The sequence below is a fragment of the Lentzea kentuckyensis genome (assembly GCF_002150765.1).
Taxonomy (GTDB): Bacteria; Actinomycetota; Actinomycetes; order Mycobacteriales; family Pseudonocardiaceae; genus Lentzea; species Lentzea kentuckyensis.
This window is the reverse complement of the sequence record NZ_MUYM01000084.1, coordinates 1-21,163: the sequence shown is the minus strand read 5'-3', so window position 1 is coordinate 21,163 and position 21,163 is coordinate 1. Positions and strand designations below refer to the sequence as shown.

Genomic DNA, 21,163 nt, shown 5'->3' with positions numbered 1-21,163 from the left:
CCCGTTGAAAAACTACTGTCTAGGTGCGGACGGGCCTCTTGGCCGGTTCGCAACACAACGGCGCGCACAGCGCGCCGTTCACCGTGCAGCCCGCCGCCGTGAAGTCCGACAGCTTCCGCGCGGGAACGCCGGCCACGTGCTCCGCGACCAGTTCGGTCACGAGCTCGGCGAACCGCGGGTCCGCGTTCGGGGTGGCGGCGCGGGCGAACTCCATGCCCAGCTCGGCCGCACGGTCGCGGGCCTCGGTGTCGAGGTCCCAGACCACCTCGAGGTGGTCGGAAACGAACCCGATCGGGCACACCACGACCCCGGTGACGCCCTTGGCGTGCAGCGCGTCGATGTGGTCGACGACGTCCGGCTCCAGCCACGGGATCTGCGGCGGCCCGGACCGCGACTGCCACACGACGTCGTACTCGGTGACACCGAGCTCCGCGGCGACCAGCCGGGAGGCCTCGACGACCTGCCGGGAGTAGCGGTAGCCGCCCTCGGACGGCGGTCCGGCGGCTTTGTCGGCGGACACCGGCACCGAGTGCGCGGTGAAGACGAGCCGGTAGGAACCGGACAAAGAAGAAGCCGCGGCACGAACACCGTCCGCGAACGCGCCGATGAACAGCGGGTGGTCGAAGAACTGGCGCAGCTTCACGAGTTCCGGACCGTCCGGCACGGCCTGCAGCGCCCGCACGATGTCCTCGTCGTACTGCCGGCACGCCGAATAGCCGCCGTACGCGCTCGTCGGGAAGACCAACGCGCGCTTGACCCCGTCGGCCTTCATCTGCGCGACGGCGTCCTCGACCATCGGGTGCCAGTTGCGGTTGCCGAAGTAGATCGGCAACTCGAACCCGCGGGCCTTGACCGCCTCGATGGCCTCGAGGTTCAGGCGGTTGATCGGCGACACGCCGCCGAAGTGCTGGTAGTGGGCCTCGACCTCGTCCAGCCGCTCCGGCGGCACGCCACGTCCGCGAACAACGTTCTCCAGGAAGGGGCGGACGTCCTCAGGACCTTCCGGGCCGCCGAAGGACAGCCAGAGCAGCGCATCGAAACTCACCGCTCCATCCAATCAGACGCCCCAACGCCCCACACGACGAGCCGTTGTGACCTCAGAGACCGAGGAAGTGCACACCACCGTCGACGAACACCATCGAGCCCGTCGTGGCCGGGAACCAGTCGGAGAGCAGGCCGCAGACCGACTTCGCGACCGGCGTCGGGTCGTCCACGTCCCACGAGAGAGGAGCCTTCTCGCCCCACATCTTCTCCAGCTCAGCGAAGCCGGGGATGGACTTCGCGGCCATGGTGCGCACCGGGCCGGCCGAGATCAGGTTCACGCGGATGCCGTCCGGGCCGAGCTCGCGCGCCATGTAGCGGTTGATCGACTCGAACGCCGCCTTCGCCGCGCCCATCCAGTTGTACGCGGGCCACGCCTGGCGGGCGTCGAAGTCCAGACCGACGACCGACGAGCCGTGCGACAGCATCGGGCGAACGGCCTGCACGAGCGACTTGTACGAGTACGCCGACACGTGCATCGCGACCGAGACGTCCTCCCACGGGGCGTCCATGAAGGGCGCGCCGAGGCAGCTCTGCGGGGCGAAGCCGATGGCGTGCACGACACCGTCGAGGCCGTCGACGTGCTCACCGACGCGCTCGGCCAGCGTGTCGAGGTGCTCTTGGTTCTGCACGTCGAGCTCGACCACGGGCGCGGGCTTGGGCAGGCGCTGGGCGATGCGCTGCACGAGGCTCATCCGGCCGAACCCGGTCAGCACGACCTCGGCGCCCTGTTCCTGGGCGACGCGTGCGACGTGGAAGGCGATCGACGCGTCGGTGATCACACCGGTGATCAGCAGTCGCTTGCCTTCGAGCAGTCCGGTCACTTGATCCAACCCTTTCGCAGTAACGAAAACTTCAGTGGCCCATGCCGAGGCCGCCGTCGACCGGCAGCACGGCACCGTTGATGTAGCCGGCCTCGTTCGCCGCGAGGAACGTGACGGCGCGCGCGATCTCGTCGGCGGCGCCGTAACGACCGGCCGGGATCTGCTTCAAAGCGGCTTCGCGGACGGCCTCTGGCAGCTCGGCCGTCATGTCCGTGGTGATGAAGCCCGGCGTGATGACGTTCGCGGTGATGTTGCGCGAGCCCAGCTCCAGGGCGATCGAACGCGCCATGCCGACCATGCCGGCTTTGGACGCCGCGTAGTTCACCTGGCCCGCGCCGCCGGTGAGACCCACGACGGACGAGATGAAGACGATGCGGCCGAACTTCTTGCGCAGCATGCCGCGGGAGGCGCGCTGGGCGAACCGGAACGCACCGGTCAGGTTCGCGTCGACGACCTGGGTGAACTGCTCCTCGCTCATGCGCAGCAGCAGCGTGTCCTGGGTGATGCCCGCGTTGCACACCAGCACCTCGACGGGACCGTGCGCGGCCTCGACCTCGGTGAACGCCGCGTCGATCTCCTCCGAGTTCGTCACGTCGCACTTCACGCCGAGCAGGCCTTCGGGAGCGCCGGACCCGCGGTGGGTCACCGCGACCTTGTCGCCCTGCGCCGCGAACGCCTGCGCGATCGCGAGGCCGATGCCGCGGTTGCCTCCGGTGACCAGAACGGACCGACTCACTAGCTCTCCCGAGAATCGCTGCTGGTTGACCGGGTGAGGTTATCGGCTACCGGCAGGTAGTCCGGCATCGGCGGAGCCATGTCACATCCATCCAGGCATGATCGGGTGATGCGGGCCTTTCTCGACCGACTCCGCCGTGACGTGGACGGCGACGTCCTCGACGACCCGGCGAGCCGGGCCCTGTACTCGGCCGACGCGTCGAACTACCGGCACGTGCCACGGGTGATCGTCCGTCCACGCACGACGGACGCGGTGGTCGCGGCCGTCGGACTCGCCGCAGAGCACCGCGTGCCGATCACCAGCCGCGGCGCCGGGACGTCCATCGCGGGCAACGCGTGCGGCACCGGTCTGGTGATCGACTTCAGCCGGTACCTGAACTCGTTCGAGATCTCCGGCGACCGGGCGTTCGCGCAACCGGGCGCCGTGCTCGACCGGATCAACGCGAACGCCGGCGACTTCCTCTTCGGGCCCGACCCGTCCACCCACTCGCGCTGCACGATCGGCGGGATGATCGGCAACAACGCGTGCGGCGCGCACTCGGTGAAGTGGGGCAAGACCAGTGAGAACGTCGCGAACCTGCACGTGCTCACGGCGGACGGCCGCACCTTCGACACCACGAACCCGCCCGAGTTCGCACTCCCGTCCTTCGACCCGGCGTGGTTTCCCCGGCTCAGCCGCCGGGTCAGCGGGTACGCGCTGGACGCCCCGACGCTGACCCAGCAACTCGTCGGCACCGAGGGCACCTGCGTCGTGCTGCTCGGCGCGGAGCTGAAGCTGGTCCGCAGGCCGGAACGCCGAATCCTCGTCGTGCTCGGGTTCGCGGACACCTACGACGCCGCCGACCAGGTCACCCGGATCGAGGACGCGCTCGCGGTCGAGGGCATCGACGAGGCGCTGGTACGAGCCGTGAAAACGCGGCCTGACCTGCCGGAGGGCCGCAGCTGGCTGTTCGTCGAGGTCGAAGATCACCCCGAACGTGTCGCCAAGATCACCAAGAACTCGATGATCATCCACGACCCCGCACAGCAGCGGGCGCTGTGGCGGATCCGCGAGGACGGCGCCGGGCTCGCGACCCGGATGCCCGACGGCGGCGAGGCGTGGTCGGGCTGGGAGGACGCGGCCGTGCCACCGGAGCGGCTCGGCACCTACCTGCGCGAGTTCGACCAGCTGCTGGCGCGCTACGGCCGGCGCGGCATCACCTACGGCCACTACGGCGAGGGTTGCCTGCACGTCCGGATCGACTTCGACCTGGCCGCGGGCCACCGCGCGTTCCTGGAGGACGCGGCCGATCTCGTGGTGAGCCACGGCGGCAGCCTGTCCGGCGAGCACGGTGACGGCCAGGCGCGGTCCGAGCTGCTGAGCCGGATGTACCCGCCCGCGGCGATCAAGGCGTTCCAGGACTTCAAGCACGCCTTCGACCCGTCCGACCTGCTCAACCCCGGCCGGATCGTGGAGCCGCTGAAACTCGACGACGACCTCCGGATTCTCGTGGCACCGCCGAGGATTCCAACGCGTGCGGAGTTCGCGAGCGACACCCGGCGCTGCGTCGGCGTGGGCAAGTGCCTGAACACCAAGGGCGGCGTGATGTGCCCGAGCTATCGGGTCACCAAGGAGGAGAAGCACTCGACGCGTGGCCGTGCGCACCTGCTGTTCGAGATGCTCAACGGCGAGGTGATCAAGGACGGCTGGCGTTCGTCCGAGGTCGCCGAGGCGCTCGACCTCTGTCTGGGGTGCAAGGGTTGTAAACGCGACTGCCCGGTCGACGTCGACATGGCGAGCTACAAGGCGGAGTTCCTGCACGAGCACTACAAAGGGCGTGTCAGGCCGCGCTCGCACTACGCGATGGGCTGGCTGCCGACCTGGCTGAAGTACGGGCTGGTCAACAGGTTTACGGCGAAGTTCGGCCGGTTCGCCGGGATCACGCCGGAACGCGCGCTGCCCACCCCGGTCACTCCCCTGGTCCGCCAGCTGCACCCGCTCGGCCAGGGCGACCCGGTGCTGCTGTTCCCGGACACGTTCACGAACTTCTTCGAGCCGGGCATCGGCCTCGACGCCGCGAACGTGCTGGCACATCTGGGAAACCGCGTCGAGATCCCGTCCGCGAACGTCTGCTGTGGACTGACGTGGCACTCGACCGGCCAGCTCCCGAAGGCCCGCCGGGTCGTCGAACGCACGGCGCGAGCGCTGCTGCCGTGGACGAGCCGGGGCGTCCCGGTGATCGGCCTGGAACCGAGCTGCACGGCGTTCCTGAAGACCGAGGCCCCGAAGCTGTCGGACGATCCGGCCGTGCGGGCGCTGGCCGACGCCACGCAGACGTTCGCCTCGTACGTCGAACCCCGGCTGCCGGATCTGCCCGGCGAGCGCGACGCCGTGGTGCAGACCCACTGCCACCAGTACGCGGAACTGGGCTTCGAACCCGACCGCGAGGTGATGGCGAAGGCGGGCCTGAAGCCGAAGATCGTCGAGGGATGTTGCGGCCTCGCCGGGAACTTCGGCTTCGAGCGAGGCCACTACGACGTCTCGATCGCGTGCGCGGAACAGGACCTGCTACCGGCGTTGCGCGCCGACTCCGACGCGCTGGTGATCGCGGACGGCTTCAGCTGCCGCACGCAGATCCGCCACACCACCGATCGCAGGCCCGTTCACCTGGCCAGCGCGCTGGCCGCCCTAATCGCGGTCGAGGACTGAGTCCTTCGAGGTCTCGCGCATGAACCCGTAGACCAGCAACGAGATCAGCACGCACCCGGCGACGTAGTAGAAGAACACCTTCTCCATGCCGGCCTGCTTGAACCACAACGCCACGTACTCGGCCGTGCCACCGAAGATCGCGACGGTCAGCGCGTACGGCAGCCCGACCCCCAGCGCGCGGATGTTCGTCGGGAACAGCTCGGCCTTCACGATCGCGTTGATCGAGGTGTACCCGGTGACGATCACCAGCCCGCCGAGCATCAGCAGGAACGCCGGGAACGCCTCGGAGGTCTTCGCCAGCGTCGACAGCAGCGGCACGGTGGCCAGCGTGCCGAGCACACCGAAGCCGAGCAGCAGCGGACGGCGGCCGATCCGGTCGGACAGCGCGCCCGCGACCGGCTGCAACACCACGAACATTAGCAGCGCGGCGAAGTTGATCCAGCTGACCGTCGCGGCGTCGATCTTGCTGGTGTTCACCATGAACTTCTGCAGGTAGGTCGTGAACGTGTAGAACGCGACCGTGCCGCCCAGGGTCAGGCCGACGACGAGCAGGCATTCCCTGGGGTGCTGGAGCAACGCCCGGAAGGTGCCCTTCTGCGGGTTGTCCTTCTGCTTCTCGAAGTTCTCCGACTCGTCCATCCCGCGGCGCAGCCACATCACGATGATCGCGCCGGTCGCCCCGATGACGAACGCGATCCGCCAGCCCCACTCCATCATCTCGGGCTTGGACAGGAACTGCTGCAGCACGATCTGCACGCCCAGCGCCACCAGCTGACCAGCCGTCAGCGTCACGTACTGGAAGCTGGAGTAGAAACCGCGCCGCGCGGGAGAGGCCACTTCGGACAGATACGTCGCCGAGGTCGCGTACTCACCACCGACCGACAGCCCCTGCAACAACCGCGCGAGCACCAGCAGAATCGGCGCCGCCACACCGATCGTCGCGTACGACGGCGTCAGCGCGATGATCAGCGAGCCCAGCGCCATCAGCGTGACGGAAAGCGTGAGCGCGGCCCGGCGGCCGTGCCGGTCGGCGTAGCGGCCGAGCAGCCACCCGCCCAGCGGTCGCATGAGGAAGCCGACGGCGAACACGGCCGCAGTGTTGAGCAGCTGCGCGGTCTGGTCGCCCTTCGGGAAGAACGCCGCCGCGAAGTAGATGCTGAACGCCGTGTAGGCGTACCAGTCGTACCACTCGATCAGGTTGCCGACTGATCCGCGCAGCACGTTCGCCACCACTCGGCGTTCGCTGCTCTTCTCCTGAACCACTGTCATGCCCGACACCATCTCGGCGCGCGGACACCCGTCACAACCTGGGCAGAGGCATCTTTACAGTCACTTAGGCGCGTCGCCACGCGCAGGAAACAGACGTCATGGCCGATACTGCTCGTATGCGGGTGCTGTTGGTCGAAGACGACGACGGTGTCGCGGACGCCCTGGTGGAGGCACTGCGGGCGAACGGGCACCGGCCCGCACGCGTGCGCAGGGGTGCCGACGCGTTGATCGCCCACCGCGACGCGGACGTGGTGCTGCTCGACCTCGGCCTGCCCGACCAGGACGGGCTGGAGGTGCTGCGCAAGCTCCGCAAGATCGACCCGGTGCCGGTGCTCGTGCTGACCGCACGCGGTGACGAACGCACGGTGGTGCGCGGACTCCGGCTCGGCGCGGACGACTACCTGGTCAAACCGGTGCGGCTGGCCGAGTTGCTGGCCCGCATCGACGCGGTGGCGCGCAGAAGCGCGGCGCGGTCGCGGGAACCCGACGAGGTGGTGCGGGTGTCCGATGTGGAGATCGACCTGCAGAGCCGCCAGGTCGTGGTCGGCGGACGCGAGATCTCGTTGACCACCAAGGAGTTCGACGTGCTGGCGGTGCTCGCTCGCCGGCCGGGCACAGCGGTCAGCCGGCAGCAGCTGATGGACGAGGTGTGGGGCAACGCCTTCGTGGCGGTGTCGCGGACCCTCGACGTCCATCTGACGCAGCTGCGCGCGAAGCTCGACCGGCCGGGGCTGCTGCACACGATCCGCGGTTTCGGCTACCGGCTCGGTGAATAGATGCGGCAACGGCTTCTGTTGGTGCTGCTGCTCTTCTCGCTCTCGGCCGTGACCGCGTTCGCCTTCCCGCTGCTCATGAGCACCGCCTCCGAGCGCACCCAGCAGTTCGTGATCAGCCGCACGGCCGACATGGACCGCTTCGCCACCCTGCCCGCCGACGCCGTGGTGTCCGAGGCGTTGCGGCACACCGAGATCTACGGCGAGGAGATCGTGGTCGTCGACGCGGCGGGCGAGCCCGTCGTCGAGGCGGGCATGAAGGTCGCCGAGGTCTCCGCTCAGATCGACGCCGCGCTGCGCAACCAGCCCGCCGCGCCCGTGCCGACCGTGCTGCCCTGGAACGGTGGCGACGTCCTGTTCGCCCGTCCCGTCGGCACCGGCACGAAGGTCGCGGGCGCCGTGGTCATGCGGGCGTCGACCCGCGTCGCCGCCCTGGACGTGGCGCGCCGGTGGGCGATCGTGCTGGCCGGGGCGTTGCTGGCGGCTTGCGCGTGCGTGCTCCTGGCGCTGGTGGTGGCGCGGTGGTTGCTGCGGCCGTTGAAAGAGCTCGACCGGGGCGTGCGAGCGGTCGCCGAGGGCCAGCGGCGGACGCACGTGGCCGACACCGCGGGACCGGCCGAACTGCGGGCGTTGTCGGAGTCGTTCAACCGCATGTCCGATGCCGTCGCGGAGGCCGCCGACCAGCAACGAAGGCTGATCGCCGACGCCTCGCACCAGCTGCGCAACCCGATGGCGGCACTGCGGTTGCGGGTGGACATGCTGCCGCGGAACGGTTCCCTGCTGACCGAGGTCGAACGCCTGGAGTCGTTGCTGGACGGGCTCTTGGCCCTGGCGTCGGCGGAGAGCACCGCCACCGAACGCGCGGCGGGCGGCGTCGAACCCGAACTCGCCGACCTGCAGGTCGTGGCGCACGACCGGGTCGACGCGTGGCGCGCGGCGGCACAGGCGGAAGGTGTCACGATCACCGTCGACGACCGGGCGCCCGGACTGGTGCGGTGCGCGGTGTCGGATCTGGCGCAGGTGCTGGACGTCTTGCTGGACAACGCCATCAAGTACGGCGGCTCCGAGATCACCGTGGTGTGCGACCGGGCGACGTTGACCGTGCGCGACAACGGCCCCGGACTGTCCGAAGAGGACATCGCCAGGGCGACGGAGAGGTTCTGGCGCGGCGACGACTCGCAGCGGGGAACCGGGCTGGGCCTGGCGATCGCGGAGAGGATCGTGACGGCGCACGACGGCGAGCTGACGCTGCACTCGGACGGCGGCCTGGTCGTGACGGTGGAACTGCCGAAGGAGCCGTTGCTGTGAAGCGCCGGACCTTCCTGCTGGGCGCGCTGGCTCTCACCGCGTGCGGGACGAGCGAACCCACCGGCACCATCAGGATCGCGGGCGGCGAACCCGGTGGCTTCTACAACGACTTCGCCGCCCTGCTGTCCCGCCTCTCCCAGGGCTCGCTCACCATCACCCCGATCGAGACCGGCGGCAGCGCCGACAACCTCGATCACCTCCGCGAAGGCACCGCCGACCTCGGCCTGACCCTGAGCGACAGCGCCCACCTGGAGTCCGGCCTGGTCGCGCTGGGCCGCGTCTACGAGAACTACCTGCAGCTCGTGGTGCTCGACGACTCCCCGTACCGCACCGCCGCCGACCTGATCGGCAAACCGGTCTCGCTGGGCGCGGCCGGCTCGGGTGCCGCGCTGCAGGGCTCACGACTCGCGCTGGGCGTGCGGGAAGAGCACTACCCGCTGCGCAACGCCGTCGACGCCCTGAAAGCCGGCGAGATCGCCGCGCTGCTGTGGTCCGGCGGCGTCCCCACCCCGGAGCTCGACCGGGCCAGCGGCATCCGGCTCCTGCCGCTCGACACCTACCTGCCGAGGTTGCGGCAGGACTACGGCAAGGTCTACGAACGCGTCGACGTGCGCATGGGCGTGTACGGCTCGCCGGTCGACGTCCCCACGATCGGCACGCCGAACCTGCTGGTGTGCCGGCCGGACCTGCGCGACGACTACGCGGGTGCCGTCGTGCGGCTGCTGGTCGCGAGGGCCGCGGAACTCGTGCCGGAGCAGGCGCTCGGCACCCAGTACCTCGACGTGCGCAGTCTGATCGACACGGGCAAGGTGCCGCTGCATCCCGGTGCGGCGGCGGAATACCGGAGGCTGCACGGATGATCATCACGATGGCGTCGATCTCGCTGGACGGCTTCATGGAGGGGCCGGACCACGACATCAGCTGGCACCACGTCGACGACGAGATGCACGAGCACTTCAACACCGAGCTCGCCAGGATGAGCCGGTTCATCGACGGCCGGCGCAACCACGAGACGATGCTCGCCGCGTGGCCGCACACCGACGAGCACCCGGAGTGGCCGAAGCCGATGCACGACTTCGGCCGGATCTGGCGGGAGATGCCCAAGATCGTCTACTCGCGGACGCTGGAGACCGCCGAGTGGAACACGGTGGTCAAGCGCGAGATCGACCCGGACGAGCTCCGGAAGCTGCCCGGCGACAGCATGGTCGGCGGCTCGCAGCTGGTGGGAGCGTTCTTCGACCACGACCTGATCGACGAGGTCCGCCTCTACGTCAACCCGGTCGCGATCGGCGGCGGCACGCCGTTCTTCAAGAAGGCGAAAGCCCTGGCGCTCAAGAGCACCAGGGCTTTCGACATCGGTGTGGTGGAGCTGATCTACGGCAGGCCCTGAAAACCATGAACGGCGCTTTTGTGGACCTGAGGTCCACAAAAGCGCCGTTCATGGTCAGATCTACGGCAGGCGCTGACCGAGCAACAAGGCCGCGGCGGCCGCGAACATCGCCGTCATCGTGCCGAGCAACAGCCACGGCTTCGACGCGTCCGCCTGCTTCTTCTCGTAGCCGATCTGCTCGCCGAGCGTGTCGTAGACCCGGCGCAGCTCCTCGGCCGAGGCGGCCTTGAAGAACTCGCCGCCGGAGATCTTCGCGATCTCCTTCATGGAGTCGTCGTCGACCGGCACGGACTGCTGCCGGCCCTCGATGTCGACCACGCCGTCCTCGGTGCCGAACGAGATCGTGGAGATCGGGATCGCGGCCTTCTTCGCGTCCTCGGCCGCGTCGAACGCCTTGCGGGTGCCGACCGTCTCCTTGCCGTCCGTCATCAGCACGATGCGGGCGGGCGGCGGACCCTCAGCGCCGCCGACGACCTTGCCGAACGAGTCGATCGACGCCATCGCGGCCACCAGCGCGTCACCGGTCGCGGTCGACTGGGCGAGCTTGAGCCCGTCGATCGACTGCGTCACGGCGGCGCGGTCCGTCGTGGGCGCCACCAGCACGGTGGCCGAGCCGGCGAACGAGATCAGGCCGAGGTTGATGCCAGGGGTGAGGCCCTCGGCGAACGACTTGGCGGCCACCTGCGCGGCCTCCAGCCGGGACGGCTTGACGTCCGTCGCCTTCATCGACAGCGACACGTCGACCACGAGCATCACGGTCGCCCGGTTGCGCGGCACCCGTTGCTCGGACGTCGGCCCGGCCAGCGCCACCGTCAGCAACGCCAGAGCCGCCAGCAGGAACGCCGCCGGGACGTGCCGCGACCAGCGCTCACGCTTGGGCGCGACCTTCTCCAGCAGCTCCAGGTTCGTGAACCGCAGCACCCGCTTGCGCCGGATCCGTTGCGCCACCACGTATCCGGCGGTGAGCAGCGCGACGCCGATGAGCAGCAGGAACCACCACGGGGCGACGAAGTTCGAGAAGCTCACGCGACACCCCCAGACCAGCGGCGCTTGCGCGCCACCACGAAACGAACCGTGTCCGCGATCCAGTCCGAGTCGGTGCGCAGCACCAGGTGCCCGGCGCCCGCGCGCCGCAGCCCCGCCGCCACCTCGGCCCGGTGTTCCGCGGCCGCCGCGTTGAACTCCTTGCGCAGCAACGCCGACGCGGTCACCTCGCGCTGCCGTCCGCTCTCCGGGTCGGACAGCACGACGGTGCCGACCTCTGGCAGGTCGACGTCACGCGGGTCGACGATCTCGATGGCGACGATGTCGTGCCGGGCGGACAACGCGCGCAGCGGACGTTGCCACTCCGTGCCACCGAGGAAGTCCGAGATCACCACGATCAGCCCGCGCCGCCGTGGCGGGCGACGCAGCTGCTCCAGCAACGCCGCCAGGTCGCCGCGGGTGCCTTCTTCGGCGCGTGGGATCTCGGCGATCTTGCGGATCATGCCCCGTGCGTGGGCCAGACCGCCGCGCGCCGGGATGCGGACGTTCTCCGCGCCGGTCGAGACGGCGGCGCCGATCCGGTTGCCGCCGCCGCGGGTCAGGTGCGCGACCGCGGCCGTCGCGGCGATGGCCAGGTCGCGCTTCTCGCAGACCGCCGTGCCGAAGTCGAGCGACGGCGACAGGTCGATCGCCATCCACGTCTCCAGCTCGCGGTCGGCGACCGTCTCGCGGATGTGCGGCACGGTCGTGCGCGCGGTGACCGCCCAGTCCATCCGGCGCACGTCGTCACCGGGCTGGTAGGTGCGCGCCTCGCCCGGTTCGGTGCCCGGTCCCGGCACGAGGCCGAGGTGGTTGCCCTGCAGCAGGCCGTCGAGCCGGCGCCGCACGTCGAGCTCCAGCATGCGCAGCGCGGCCTCCATCCGGACGCCTCGCAGCACCGGCGGCGCCCACGAGGGGCGCTCCTCGGCGGCTTTCTCCCGACTCACTGCCTACCAGCCGCAACCGGCTGCTGCGGACGGGCCGACACCTGCGGCAACGGCACGATCTGCAGCACGCGCGTGATGATGTGGTCGATCGGCACACCGTCGGCCAGCGCGTCGTACGAGAGCACCAGGCGGTGGCGCAGCACGTCCGGAACGACGTCCACGACGTCCTGCGGCAGCACGTAGTCGCGGCCGCGGACCAGCGCGAGGCCACGGGCGGCGGCGATGATGCCCAGCGACGCACGCGGCGAGGCACCGTAGGCGACCCAGCCGGCGACGTCGGTGAGACCGTGCTCGCCCGGCGCGCGGGTCGCGATCACCAGGCGCACCACGTAGTCGACCAGTGCGTGGTGGACGAAGACGCGCGACGCCACGCCCTGCAGGCGCACCAGTTCCTCCGGCGAGAGGACCTGGCTCGGCACCGGCGCCTCGACGCCCATGCGGTAGACGATCTCGCGCTCTTCCTCGGCGGTCGGGTACTCGACCTGGATCTTGAACAGGAACCTGTCGCGCTGCGCCTCCGGCAACGGGTACACGCCCTCGTTCTCGATCGGGTTCTGCGTCGCCAGCACCAGGAACGGGTTCGGCATCGGGAACGTCCTGCCGCCGATGGACACGTGCCGTTCGGCCATGACCTCGAGCATCGCCGACTGCACCTTGGCGGGCGCGCGGTTGATCTCGTCGGCGAGCACGAAGTTCGCGACGACCGGGCCGAGCTCGACGTCGAACGCCTCGCTGGACTGGCGGTAGATGCGGGTGCCGAGGATGTCGGCGGGCACCAGGTCGGGCGTGAACTGCACGCGGCTGAACGAGCCGCCGACGACGCGGGCGAACGTCTCGACGGCGAGCGTCTTCGCGACACCCGGCACACCTTCGAGCAGCAGATGGCCCTTGGCCAGCAGACCCACGAGCATCCGCTCGACGAGCCGGTCCTGGCCGACGATCACCCGCTTCACCTCGAACACGGTGCGTTCGAGCAGCTGGGCGTCACGAGCCGGGGTGACGGGCGCCGATGCGTTCGGCGTTGCCTCGGCGGCGGGCTCGGTCACGTGCGGGCCTCCATGCGGAACAGGGTTTACCGATAGTGGAACAGTTTTACTCTTGGCCTGTTCAACCGCTGTGAAGGGTGTCCAGGTCATCCGGTGTGTCGACGTCGCGCGCCTCACCGGGCAAAGCGGACACTTCCACCGGGTCGAGCCGCAGCAGAGTCTTGCGCAGCGGCAGGTCCCGCGGCTCTTCGGGTAGGGCTTCGCGCAGCTCAGCGGCGTTCCAGTAGCCGATCAGCCACTGCACGCGGTCGTCCTTGAGCACGGCGTTGCGACCGGCGGCGCGGAGTCTCGCGATGGTGTCCTTCGTGAGACCGGGTTGATCCACGGCGAGCACCGCGACCCAGTCCTCGGTGATCTTCGCGAGGCCTGCGGCCAGGCCGGCGAGCGGGCCGCCGCCGGGCGGATCCTCACGCGCCCAGACGACTCCAGGAAGATACTTCTCCGGCCCCACAACGACTTTCTGCGCCGCATCGTCCACAACGGACAGCACGTGGTCGAGCAGTGTCGCGTCCCGATAGGACAACGCGGCCTTGTCGACGCCACCGAGCCGTTCGCCCTTGCCGCCGGTGAGGATGATCACCGCGTACGTCATGCGCGCCCCCTGACGTGTGCCGCGACGCCTTCCAGGAACAGGTTCAGGCCGAAGTCGAAGTCCGCCCCGATGTCCTCGACGCCGAGAACGTCGTCCACGTCGAACACACCGGCCGCGACGACCTTGGCGAGCGAGGGCATCCCGCGAGGGTCGACCACCTCGCGCAACGCCTGCCCGTACTGGTGGTTGAACTGAGCCGGGTTCTCCTGGTAGCCCTGGGACAGCGTGAAGGTGAGCCGCGCCTCACCCTGCACGAAGGTCGACAGGCCCATCACGATGCCGACCTTCTCCCTCGGCTCCAGCGGCACACCTTCGAGGGCGCTGAGCGCCCTGTCGAGCCAGGCGAGGTTCTTCGGGCCGACCGGCGGGCCGCTGATCGGGATCTGCATGAACCACGGGCGCCTGCCGATGGCCGTGAGCACCGCTTTCGCCCAGAACCCGAGCTGGTCGCGCCAGTCGCCGTCCGGCAGCGGAGGCGGTTCCTCCATCGCCGCGTCCCACATCAACGTGAGCAGTTCGTCCTTGCTCTTCACGTGCCGGTAGAGCGCCATCGTGGCGTTGCCCAGCTCCGCCGCGACGCGTGCCATCGACACGGCGGCGAGCCCCTCGGCGTCCGCGACCGCGATGGCCGCCCGCGTGATGTCGGCGGCGTCGATGGTCGGCTTGCGCCCCCTCTTCATGCCCCCTAGTCAAACAGATGCGTATGTCATACGCTAATTCAGGTTTTGCGTATGAGGTACGCATAAAGGGGGTTTCGATGATCGTCGAGACAGAGGGTTTGACGAAGAGGTACGGCTCGCAGACCGTCCTCAACGACCTGGATTTGAAGGTGTCCGAGGGATCGGTGCTCGCCCTGCTGGGGCCGAACGGGGCGGGCAAGACCACCACGATCCGCATCCTGAGCACGCTGACCAGGCCTGACGACGGTTCGGCGCGCGTCTGCGGGTTCGACGTGGTGCGCGCGGCCACGTCGGTGCGCGGCGTGATCAGCCTGACCGGGCAGTACGCGGCCGTGGACGAGGAGCAGACCGGCCGCGAGAACCTGGTCATGATCGCGCGACTGCGGCGTTTCGCCAGGTCAGCGGCACGTTCGCGAGCGTTGGAGCTGCTGGAGCGGTTCGACCTGGTGGACGCGGCGGACCGGCGGGTGCGGACGTACTCCGGAGGCATGCGACGGCGGCTGGACCTGGCGATGAGCCTGGTCGCCCGGCCGCGACTGCTGTTCCTGGACGAACCGACGACCGGCCTCGACCCGGTGAGCCGCACGACGATGTGGGACGCGATCGGCGACCTGGTGCGTGACGGCGTGACGATCTTCCTCACCACCCAGTACCTGGAGGAGGCCGACCGCCTCGCCGACCGGATCGTGGTGCTGCACAACGGAAGCGTCGTCGCGGACGGCACCGCGGACGCGTTGAAGAACTCGGTCGGCGGCACCCGGCTGGACCTGACTTTCGAGTCTTTCGAGGACACTTCGCGCGCTCACGCCGTGGTCGGTGGCGTGATGGACGGATTGATGTTGAGCGTGCCGTCGGACGGCAGCGCTTCCCATGTGCATCGCGTGCTGGACGACCTGGTGGCGGCTCGGGTGAGCGTGTTGCGGGTGTCCACGCACCGTCCGACGCTGGACGACGTCTTCACCACGTTGACGGCGGTGGCCGCATGACCGCGTCGCTGACGATGGCCGGCCGCAGCATCCGGCTGAGCCGCCGCAACCTCGACGTCGCGATCATGTCGATCCTGTTGCCGGTGCTGATGATGGCGTTGTTCGTGTACGTGTTCGGCGGCGCGATCAGGCATGTGGAGTCCTATGTGGACTATGTGGTGCCCGGGATCATGGTGCTGTGCACCGGGTACGGCGCCACCTCCACCGCGATGTCGGTGGCCGACGACATGAAGAACGGCGTCGTCGACCGCTTCCGCTCGATGCCGATCAGCGGCTTCGCCGTCCTCACCGGTCACGTCACCGCGTCCGTCGCCCGCAACACCGTGGCCACGTTCGCGGTCGTGCTGGTCGCACTGCTGATGGGCTTCCGGCCGTCGGCCTCGCTGGGCTCGTGGCTCCTGGCGATGGGTCTGCTGCTGCTCTACGTGCTCGCGCTGTCGTGGCTCGCGGCCGGCGTCGGCGTGATCGCGCGGACCGTCGAGTCCGCGAGCCTGCTGGGGTTCTTCATGCTGTTCCTGCCGTACCTGAGCAGCGCGTTCGTGCCGGTCGAGACGATGCCGGCGGTGCTGCGGGCGTTCAGCGAACACCAGCCGATCACGCCGGTGATCGAGACCGTGCGGGCGCTGCTGAACGGTGCCTCGCCGCAGTCGGGCTGGCTCGCACTGGCGTGGTCGGGCGGGCTGCTGGTGGTGGCTTTCGGGTGGGCCACCTGGTTGTTCGGCCGGATCAGCCGTCGTTGAGGTGCAGCGCGTCGAGGCGGGCGAGTTCCCAGGAGGTGAGCCGGAGTTCGCCCGCCTCGACGTTCTGCTGGAGATGTCCCGGGTCGCCCGTGCCGGGGATGACCAGCACGTGCGGCCCTCTGGCCAGCGTCCAGGCCAGCCGGACCTGGGCGGGCGAGGCGTCGTGGGCCCTGGCGATCTCGCTGACCTCGTCGTCCTCCTGCTGCCCACCGGCCTCCTTGGCGGCCCCGGTCAGCGCGAAGAACGGCACGTACGCGACGTTGCGCTCACCGCACACGCCGATGAACTCCTCCTGTTCCGGGTGATGGCCAAGCCCGTACGAGTTCTGCACGCACACGACCTCAGCGATCCGCTGCGCTTGGTCGAGGTGGTGCGGCTTGACGTTCGACAACCCGAGGTGCCGGATCAGTCCGTCCCGCTGGAGTTCCGCGAGCTGCTCGAAGTGAGCGCTGACGTCGTCCAGCCCGCTCACCCGCAGGTTGACCACGTCGAGGTGGTCCCGCCCGAGCTGCCTCAGGTTCTCCTCCACCTGTCCCCTGAGCTGTCCCGGCGTCGCGAGCGGCAGCCACTCCCCCTGCGGCGTGCGGCTGGGCCCGACCTTGGTGACGATCACCAGGTCGTCCGGGTACGGCGAGAGCGCGCTGTTGATCAGCTCGTTCGCGGACCTGGTGGCGGAGAAGTAGAAGGCGGCGGTGTCGATGTGGTTGACGCCCAGCTCGACCGCCCTGCGCAGCACCTCGATCGCCTGCGCGCGGTCCCGCGGTCTCGCCTCCGGGTCGAACGCGCCTCCCTGCTGCGGCAGACGCATCGCGCCGAAGCCGACCCGGTTCACGGTGAGGTCACCCAGTCGCCACGTCACCCCTGCCACTGTGCCAGCCTTGGTGTCGTGGATCTGTTCACCCTCGACGAAGCCAAGGCCGAGCTCGCCCGGCTGCTGCCGGTCCTGGACGAGATCGTCCGGCTGCGCGCCGACGCGGCCGAGCTCGCCGTCGGGTCCTCGTCGCTGGGCGGCCTGCCGGAGTTCAAGGCCGCGCAGGCCCGGCTGGACGAGCTGATGGAGTCCGTCCAGCAGACCGGCGCCGAACTGAAGGGCTTCGCGCCGTTGCTCGTCGACTTCCCGTCCTCGATGGACGGCGTGCCGGTGCTGCTGTGCTGGCTGGAGGGCGACCGTGAACTCGGCTGGTACCACCGGGCCGATCTGGGGTTCGCGGGCCGTCGCCCGCTCTAACCCGGTGCCAGGAAACCCGCTGTGCCCAACACGCCGATCAGGCCGGCGATGAGGCCCAGCGCCATCAGGTACTGCTTGGCGGTGGTGCGACCGGGCATGCGTTGCAGGATGATCCCCGCCGCCAGCGTCAGCGCTCCCGCGATCGGTGCCAGTGCCCGCCACGCCGTGTCCCAGGTGAACGGCAGGTAGTCGTCCGCGCCGTACAGCGACAGGATCAGCGCGGGCAGACCGAGCCCGGCGGCCGCGGCGGCGGCGAGCATGTTGAACCGTTGCTGCGCCTCGCCCTCCTGCGCGACGGCGAACGTCGACACGCTGCTCAGCAACGACTGCAGCCGGGTGATCTCCTCGCCGAGCTCGACGTCGATCGCCTCGCAGTGCCGCACCACACCGGGCACCCTGACCTCGCGCAGCGTGTCACGCGCCTGGTCGCGAGCACGGCTGAACGCGATCGACAGTTCCACGAGCTGCGCCATCACCAGCCGTAGTGCCGTGTTCCTGCGCTGCGCCAACAGGTCCGCGACCTGACGTTCCATCTCGTAGCGCAGCCCGCGCAGCTCCGCGACGGTGTTCCGCGACCCCTCGGCGATGGCCTTGGCGATGACGGCGCCCTTGTCGCCCTGCACGGGGTGCGCGGGGTCCTTCAGCAGTTCCGCCACGTCGTCCCCCGGCCACGACTCGCGGTGCCAGCCACCGTTCTCCCGCCACGCCGCGCGGACCGTGACGTCGATCCGGTCGCCGTCTGTGCGTGCCTGCCCCACGAGGAGTCTGCGCACCTCGCCCTTCGTGACCCGTACGAACGGCACGGCGTACCCGTCGGGCTCCTCCCCTCCCACGGTCACCGTCACCTGAGCGCCGAGCAACGGGTCGGCGGGGTCACCGGCCAGCACGCGTAAGTCCACATCCCGATCTTCGCACGGTGACCGGATCCGTCCGCTCCCCGCCCAGGCCGTGCCTGTTCGCGCACTGCCGTGGCCGCGAGGCTTGGTGGCATGAAGCGAGCATTGATCGTCATCGACGTGCAGGAGTCGTTCCGCCAGCGCGCCAACTGGGCGGACACGTCCAACCCGGACATCGTCGGCAAGGTGAACCAGCTGGTCGACCTGTCGCGGGACGCGGGCGACCTGGTGGTGTGGGTGCTGCACTCCGAGCCCGGCAGCGGCGGCGTGTTCGACCCCGCGCTCGGGCACGTGCGGCTGATCGACGGGCTCAAGCCGCTGGACGACGAGCAGATCCTGACCAAGACGTCGCACAACGCGTTCACCACGACCAACCTGCAGCAGACGCTGACCCAGCACGGCGTTCGCGAGCTGCTGATCAGTGGTATCCGGACCGAGCAGTGCTGCGAGACGACCACGCGGGTCGGGTCGGATCTCGGGTTCGACATGACGTTCGTGACGGACGCGACCGCCACCACGCCGTTGCCGCACTGGCGGACCGGGAAGGTGCTGGGCGTTGAGGAGATCATCGAGCGGACCGAGTACGTGCTGGCGGGTCGGTTCGCGCGGATCTCGGATGTCGCTACGCTGACCGGATCGTGACCAGAGTCGTTTTTCTGCTCGTTCCTGGAGTGCACCTGCTCGACCTCGCGGGGCCGGCGCAGGTGTTCTCCAGCGCGGCCGACCTCGTGAGGGGCTACGAGTTGTCGTACGTGGGTGACTCGGACTCCGTGCTCAGCCATCAGGGCGTGCCGCTGGGTACGTCGTCCGAGTTGCCCTCTCTCGACGTGCACGACCTCGTGTTCGTGCCGGGGTGGCGTTCGCCGAAAATCGTCGGTACCGGGCCGTTGAGTGCGCGCGCGTTGGAATGGTTGCGCGCGCACCACGCCAGCGGTGGCACGGTCGCGAGTGTGTGTGCCGGTGCGGAAATCTTGGGGCGCGCCGGCCTGCTCGATGGCCACAGGTGCACCACGCACCACGAACTGCAGGAGGAACTCGAACGGCGCTACCCGGCCGCACGGGTCGTGCGCGATGTTCTGTTCGTTGAGGACAACCGGGTCGTGACGTCCGCCGGCATCGCGAGTGGCATCGACTTGGCGTTGCATCTCGTTGCTGTGCGCCACGGACCTTCTGTGGCCGCCGCGATCGCACGCACGATGGTCGTCTACGCGCGCAGGAACGGTGACGACCAGCAAGCCAGTGTGCTGTTGCGGCACCGGTCGCACGTCAACGAAACGGTGCACCGCATCCAAGACGTCATCGAGTCACGGCTCGCGGACCGTCTGTCGTTGGCCGAACTGGCTGTGGCGGCCGGATGCAGCGAACGAACCGTCACGCGCTTGTTCGGCCGTGCGACAGGCATGACGCCGTTGAAGTACCAACAAGCGTTGCGCGTCGAACGGGCCGAACACCTCATCGGTCAAGGCGCCACCGTCGAGACAGCAGCGCGGAACGTCGGCTTCGAGGACGCCCGGATGTTGCGCCGCCTGCGTTCGCGCTGAAAATTGTCAGACCCCAGGCATAGTGTGACCCGCGTGACGACTCTTTCGAACCGCCCCAACACCGCGTTGCTCGTGATCGACGTGCAGAACGGCGTGGTGAACCACGCCCACAACCGCGACGAGGTCGTGGCGAACGTGGCCGTCCTGGTGGACAAGGCGCGTGCGGCCGGCGTCGACGTCGTGTGGGTGCAGCACAGCAACCCCGAGCACATGCCCAAGGAGTCCGACGGCTGGCAGTTCGTCCCCGAGCTCAAGCTCGCCGACGGCGAACCGGTGGTGCACAAGACCTACGCCGACTCGTTCGAAGCGACCGACCTGGAGGAAGTGCTGGCGGCCAAGGGCATCGGCAGCCTCGTGGTGTCCGGCGCGCAGACCGACGAGTGCATCCGCTCGACCCTGCACGGCGCCATCGTGCGCGGCTACGACGCCAAGCTGGTGAGCGACGCGCACACCACCGAGGACCTGTCCGAGTGGGGCGCGCCCACGCCGGACAAGGTCATCGCGCACACCAACCTCTACTGGGAGAACCACACCGCGCCGGGCCGTGAGGCGGGCGTGGTCAAGACGGAGGAGGCCTTCAAGCCAGCCGGTTGATCTCGGCGCTGCGCAACAGCTTCGGAGCCTGGGCACCCTTGGCCAGCGCCACCATGGCGCGGCCGAGGTGCTCGGTGGTCGTGACGTACCTGGGCGCCACCTTCTTCAGCACCGGGAAAAGCCACGCCGACCACGAGTAGAGGTACCGGTAGATCCGGGTCCGCGAGGTGATCCCGTGCCGCGGCTGGATGAACCCCGGCCGCACCACGAACACCCGCCGGTCCAGCGCCAGCAACTCGTTCTCCGTGCGCCCTTTCACCCGAGCCCACATGGTGTTGCTCTCGGCGTTGGCGCCTTCGCCGGACACGTACACATACGTGCCACCAACAACACGCGCGGCTTCAAGCGCGTAGTCGTGCGTCACGGGCAGGTACTCGGCCTCGCTCAGACCCGCCGATGTCACGCCCATGCAATAGAAACACGCGTCGGCGTCGGCCAGCTGATCAGCGATCGGGGTCAGGTCGCTGAAGTCCGCGTGCACGACGTGCCGCTGCTTCGGATCGGTAGCGGCCAGAGCGGACCGCCCGACCGTCACGACCGAGTCGACCTCCGGGTCGAGCAGACACTCGCGCAGCGCACCCTGGCCGACCATGCCGGTCGGACCAAATACCACGATCTTCACGCCACAAAGCTAAGCACCTGCCCAGAAGTCTTGTCCGAAACCTCACGACTCGTTGATGCCGAGCGCGTCTGCAAGTACCACCAACTCTTGATCGAATCGCCCTCAACTACACCCAACCGGTTCGTCACCCGACGAACCGTTGCCGTGTCCTCCGTCCAGAACCGCCCTGTTGGTAGTAGAAAAGTGCCTGTTGATGTTGAGTTGGCGGTACTTGCAGACGCCATCAAGCCGAACGGGCG

The 21,163-nt window shown here is 69.1% G+C and carries 24 protein-coding genes; 11 read left to right on the top strand and 13 right to left on the bottom strand.

From position 1 onward, the window contains the following. Nucleotides 1-19 precede the first annotated feature (19 nt). The 3 genes from B0F77_RS34255 to fabG are packed head-to-tail and all read right to left on the bottom strand — an operon-like array spanning nucleotide 20 to nucleotide 2,601. Nucleotides 20-1,045, bottom strand: coding sequence for a ferrochelatase (locus B0F77_RS34255; RefSeq protein ID WP_086667174.1), 1,026 nt, complete (start codon nucleotides 1,043-1,045; stop codon nucleotides 20-22). A 52-nt stretch (nucleotides 1,046-1,097) separates the two neighbouring features. Beyond that, complete coding sequence (fabI, locus tag B0F77_RS34250; protein WP_086667173.1) at nucleotides 1,098-1,865, bottom strand: enoyl-ACP reductase FabI; 768 nt, start codon at nucleotides 1,863-1,865, stop codon at nucleotides 1,098-1,100. A 31-nt stretch (nucleotides 1,866-1,896) separates the two neighbouring features. After that, on the bottom strand, nucleotides 1,897-2,601 hold the full coding sequence (gene fabG / locus B0F77_RS34245) for a beta-ketoacyl-ACP reductase (protein ID WP_086667172.1): 705 nt from the start codon (nucleotides 2,599-2,601) through the stop codon (nucleotides 1,897-1,899). A gap of 108 nt (nucleotides 2,602-2,709) precedes the next feature. Between fabG and B0F77_RS34240 the strand changes: the two genes are divergently transcribed. Continuing rightward, entirely contained in the window at nucleotides 2,710-5,289 is a 2,580-nt protein-coding gene (locus B0F77_RS34240) for an FAD-binding and (Fe-S)-binding domain-containing protein (RefSeq protein WP_086667171.1), read from the top strand. Here B0F77_RS34240 and B0F77_RS34235 read toward each other — a convergent pair. Beyond that, a complete protein-coding gene (locus B0F77_RS34235) occupies nucleotides 5,269-6,558 on the bottom strand; it encodes an MFS transporter (protein ID WP_086667223.1) in 1,290 nt (429 codons plus the stop codon). The genes B0F77_RS34240 and B0F77_RS34235 overlap by 21 nt on opposite strands. 116 nt (nucleotides 6,559-6,674) lie before the next feature. On the opposite strand from B0F77_RS34235, the gene B0F77_RS34230 reads away from it, so the two are divergent. The 4 genes from B0F77_RS34230 to B0F77_RS34215 are packed head-to-tail and all read left to right on the top strand — an operon-like array spanning nucleotide 6,675 to nucleotide 10,029. Continuing rightward, on the top strand, nucleotides 6,675-7,334 hold the full coding sequence (locus B0F77_RS34230; protein ID WP_086667170.1) for a response regulator transcription factor: 660 nt from the start codon (nucleotides 6,675-6,677) through the stop codon (nucleotides 7,332-7,334). After that, on the top strand, nucleotides 7,335-8,639 hold the full coding sequence (locus B0F77_RS34225; RefSeq protein WP_086667169.1) for a sensor histidine kinase: 1,305 nt from the start codon (nucleotides 7,335-7,337) through the stop codon (nucleotides 8,637-8,639). It begins immediately after the preceding gene. Further along, entirely contained in the window at nucleotides 8,636-9,499 is an 864-nt protein-coding gene (locus B0F77_RS34220; RefSeq protein WP_086667168.1) for a TAXI family TRAP transporter solute-binding subunit, read from the top strand. Before B0F77_RS34225 ends, B0F77_RS34220 begins: the two co-directional genes overlap by 4 nt. Beyond that, entirely contained in the window at nucleotides 9,496-10,029 is a 534-nt protein-coding gene (locus tag B0F77_RS34215; RefSeq protein ID WP_086667167.1) for a dihydrofolate reductase family protein, read from the top strand. Before B0F77_RS34220 ends, B0F77_RS34215 begins: the two co-directional genes overlap by 4 nt. 60 nt (nucleotides 10,030-10,089) lie before the next feature. Here B0F77_RS34215 and B0F77_RS34210 read toward each other — a convergent pair whose 3' ends face one another. The 5 genes from B0F77_RS34210 to B0F77_RS34190 form a co-directional block, all read right to left on the bottom strand. After that, on the bottom strand, nucleotides 10,090-11,055 hold the full coding sequence (locus B0F77_RS34210) for a VWA domain-containing protein (protein ID WP_086667166.1): 966 nt from the start codon (nucleotides 11,053-11,055) through the stop codon (nucleotides 10,090-10,092). Further along, nucleotides 11,052-11,933, bottom strand: a complete 882-nt coding sequence (locus tag B0F77_RS34205) for a DUF58 domain-containing protein (RefSeq protein WP_086667222.1) — start codon at nucleotides 11,931-11,933, stop codon at nucleotides 11,052-11,054. The genes B0F77_RS34210 and B0F77_RS34205 overlap by 4 nt, the downstream gene beginning before the upstream one ends. Before the next feature lie 62 nt (nucleotides 11,934-11,995). After that, nucleotides 11,996-13,045: an AAA family ATPase gene (locus B0F77_RS34200; RefSeq protein ID WP_086667165.1), complete on the bottom strand. Its 1,050-nt coding sequence runs from the start codon at nucleotides 13,043-13,045 to the stop codon at nucleotides 11,996-11,998. Between the two features lie 61 nt (nucleotides 13,046-13,106). Then, entirely contained in the window at nucleotides 13,107-13,637 is a 531-nt protein-coding gene (gene mobA, locus B0F77_RS34195; protein WP_086667164.1) for a molybdenum cofactor guanylyltransferase, read from the bottom strand. Further along, nucleotides 13,634-14,317 (bottom strand): TetR/AcrR family transcriptional regulator, encoded by a 684-nt coding sequence (locus tag B0F77_RS34190; RefSeq protein ID WP_086667163.1) that lies wholly within the window; start codon nucleotides 14,315-14,317, stop codon nucleotides 13,634-13,636. The genes mobA and B0F77_RS34190 overlap by 4 nt, the downstream gene beginning before the upstream one ends. Nucleotides 14,318-14,394: 77 nt before the next feature. Here B0F77_RS34190 and B0F77_RS34185 point away from each other — a divergent pair, with 77 nt between their 5' ends. Both B0F77_RS34185 and B0F77_RS34180 read left to right on the top strand, forming a co-directional pair. Next, nucleotides 14,395-15,303, top strand: a complete 909-nt coding sequence (locus B0F77_RS34185; RefSeq protein WP_086667162.1) for an ATP-binding cassette domain-containing protein — start codon at nucleotides 14,395-14,397, stop codon at nucleotides 15,301-15,303. Further along, nucleotides 15,300-16,043 carry an ABC transporter permease gene (locus tag B0F77_RS34180; RefSeq protein ID WP_086667161.1) on the top strand — a complete coding sequence of 248 codons (744 nt, stop codon included), beginning with the start codon at nucleotides 15,300-15,302 and terminating at the stop codon, nucleotides 16,041-16,043. The genes B0F77_RS34185 and B0F77_RS34180 overlap by 4 nt, the downstream gene beginning before the upstream one ends. Here B0F77_RS34180 and B0F77_RS34175 read toward each other — a convergent pair. After that, nucleotides 16,030-16,902, bottom strand: coding sequence for an oxidoreductase (locus B0F77_RS34175; protein ID WP_425435759.1), 873 nt, complete (start codon nucleotides 16,900-16,902; stop codon nucleotides 16,030-16,032). The two genes, B0F77_RS34180 and B0F77_RS34175, sit on opposite strands and share 14 nt — an antisense overlap. A 27-nt stretch (nucleotides 16,903-16,929) precedes the next feature. Between B0F77_RS34175 and B0F77_RS34170 the strand changes: the two genes are divergently transcribed. Further along, complete coding sequence (locus B0F77_RS34170) at nucleotides 16,930-17,271, top strand: DUF2203 domain-containing protein (RefSeq protein WP_086667220.1); 342 nt, start codon at nucleotides 16,930-16,932, stop codon at nucleotides 17,269-17,271. On the opposite strand, the gene B0F77_RS34165 is transcribed toward B0F77_RS34170, so the two are convergent. Continuing rightward, nucleotides 17,268-18,170 (bottom strand): hypothetical protein, encoded by a 903-nt coding sequence (locus B0F77_RS34165; RefSeq protein ID WP_143467034.1) that lies wholly within the window; start codon nucleotides 18,168-18,170, stop codon nucleotides 17,268-17,270. The two genes, B0F77_RS34170 and B0F77_RS34165, sit on opposite strands and share 4 nt — an antisense overlap. 90 nt (nucleotides 18,171-18,260) lie before the next feature. Between B0F77_RS34165 and B0F77_RS34160 the strand changes: the two genes are divergently transcribed. Genes B0F77_RS34160 through B0F77_RS34150 form a run of 3 tightly spaced genes read left to right on the top strand, consistent with a single transcriptional unit; the run spans nucleotide 18,261 to nucleotide 20,302 of the window. Next, nucleotides 18,261-18,809: a cysteine hydrolase family protein gene (locus tag B0F77_RS34160; RefSeq protein ID WP_086667159.1), complete on the top strand. Its 549-nt coding sequence runs from the start codon at nucleotides 18,261-18,263 to the stop codon at nucleotides 18,807-18,809. Beyond that, complete coding sequence (locus B0F77_RS34155; RefSeq protein ID WP_086667158.1) at nucleotides 18,806-19,708, top strand: GlxA family transcriptional regulator; 903 nt, start codon at nucleotides 18,806-18,808, stop codon at nucleotides 19,706-19,708. Before B0F77_RS34160 ends, B0F77_RS34155 begins: the two co-directional genes overlap by 4 nt. 33 nt (nucleotides 19,709-19,741) lie before the next feature. Then, the gene (locus B0F77_RS34150; protein ID WP_086667219.1) at nucleotides 19,742-20,302 is read left to right on the top strand and encodes a cysteine hydrolase family protein; all 561 of its coding nucleotides are present in this window, start codon (nucleotides 19,742-19,744) and stop codon (nucleotides 20,300-20,302) included. Here B0F77_RS34150 and B0F77_RS34145 read toward each other — a convergent pair. Both B0F77_RS34145 and B0F77_RS49285 read right to left on the bottom strand, forming a co-directional pair. Beyond that, nucleotides 20,286-20,924 (bottom strand): Rossmann-fold NAD(P)-binding domain-containing protein, encoded by a 639-nt coding sequence (locus B0F77_RS34145; protein ID WP_086667157.1) that lies wholly within the window; start codon nucleotides 20,922-20,924, stop codon nucleotides 20,286-20,288. The two genes, B0F77_RS34150 and B0F77_RS34145, sit on opposite strands and share 17 nt — an antisense overlap. Next, on the bottom strand, nucleotides 20,921-21,163 hold a 243-nt coding region (locus tag B0F77_RS49285; RefSeq protein ID WP_211294188.1), incomplete at its 5' end, for a hypothetical protein. The genes B0F77_RS34145 and B0F77_RS49285, both read right to left, overlap by 4 nt.